This window comes from Sedimentibacter acidaminivorans (assembly GCF_017873955.1).
Taxonomy (GTDB): Bacteria; Bacillota; Clostridia; order Tissierellales; family Sedimentibacteraceae; genus Sedimentibacter; species Sedimentibacter acidaminivorans.
On sequence record NZ_JAGGKS010000021.1, the window covers coordinates 1 to 1,358 of the forward strand.

Sequence of the window (1,358 nt, forward strand, 5' to 3'; positions counted from 1 at the left end):
AGCTGAGCGTAAGCGAAGCACAGGTCAAGATATAAAGGGCTTAGGGCGAATGCCTTGGCACTAGGAGCCGATGAAGGACGTGGCAAACTACGAAATGTTGCGAGGAGGCGTAAGCAGCCTACGATACGCAGATATCCGAATGAGGAAACTCACATAAGGTAAACCTTATGTATCATACAGTAAATACATAGCTGTATGAGGGGAACGAGGGGAACTGAAACATCTAAGTACCCTTAGGAAGAGAAAATAAAAAATGATTCCGAGAGTAGCGGCGAGCGAAAGCGGAAGAGCCCAAACCATATAGTAATATGTGGGGTTGAGGACATATCAAAGAGATGGATAATGGTAGTCAAACATAGCTGGAAAGCTAGTCCGAAGAGGGTGATAGACCCGTAGGCGAAACCGTTAGAAACGAGGATATGATCCAGAGTACCACGGGACACGAGAAATCTTGTGGGAAGCAGGGAGGACCACCTCCCAAGGCTAAATACTACCTAGTGACCGATAGTGAAGAGTACCGTGAGGGAAAGGTGAAAAGAACCCCGGGAGGGGAGTGAAAAAGAACCTGAAACCCTAAGCCTATAAGCAGTGGAAGCACGAAAGTGTGACCGCGTACTTTTTGTAGAACGGGCCAACGAGTTACAATGTGCAGCAAGGTTAAGAACTGAGAGGTTAGGAGCCGAAGGGAAACCGAGTCTGAAAAGGGCGATAGTTGTATGTTGTAGACCCGAAACCGGGTGACCTATCCATGTGCAGGTTGAAGCTGGAGTAAAATCTAGTGGAGGACCGAACCCATTAGCGTTTAAAAGCTACGGGATGACGTGTGGATAGGGGTGAAATTCCAATCGAACCCGGAGATAGCTGGTTCTCCTCGAAATAGCTTTAGGGCTAGCCTCAAGAGAAGTATCGTGGGGGTAGAGCACTGAATGGTCTAGGGGCGTTATACGTTACCAAAACCTATCAAACTCCGAATACCATAGATACAAGCTTGGGAGTCAGACTGTGTGAGATAAGTTTCATAGTCAAAAGGGAAACAGCCCAGATCACCAACTAAGGTCCCAAAATATAGATTAAGTGGAAAAGGATGTAATACTACACAGACAACCAGGATGTTGGCTTAGAAGCAGCCATTCATTAAAAGAGTGCGTAATAGCTCACTGGTCGAGTGGTGTTGCGCCGAAAATGTCCGGGGCTAAAATCTATTACCGAAGTTGTGGGATGTACTTAGGTACATCGGTAGAGGAGCATTCTATACGGGTTGAAGTTCCATCGAAAGAGGATATGGACTGTATAGAAGAGAGAATGTTGGCATGAGTAGCGAAAGGTGAGTGAGAATCTCACCCATCGAAAGCCTAAGG

At 46.5% G+C, this 1,358-nt stretch carries 1 rRNA gene; it reads left to right on the forward strand.

What is annotated here, in order from left to right:
• Window positions 1-22: 22 nt before the first annotated feature.
• A 23S ribosomal RNA gene (locus J2Z76_RS16475) occupies window positions 23-1,358 on the forward strand; the annotation flags it as partial.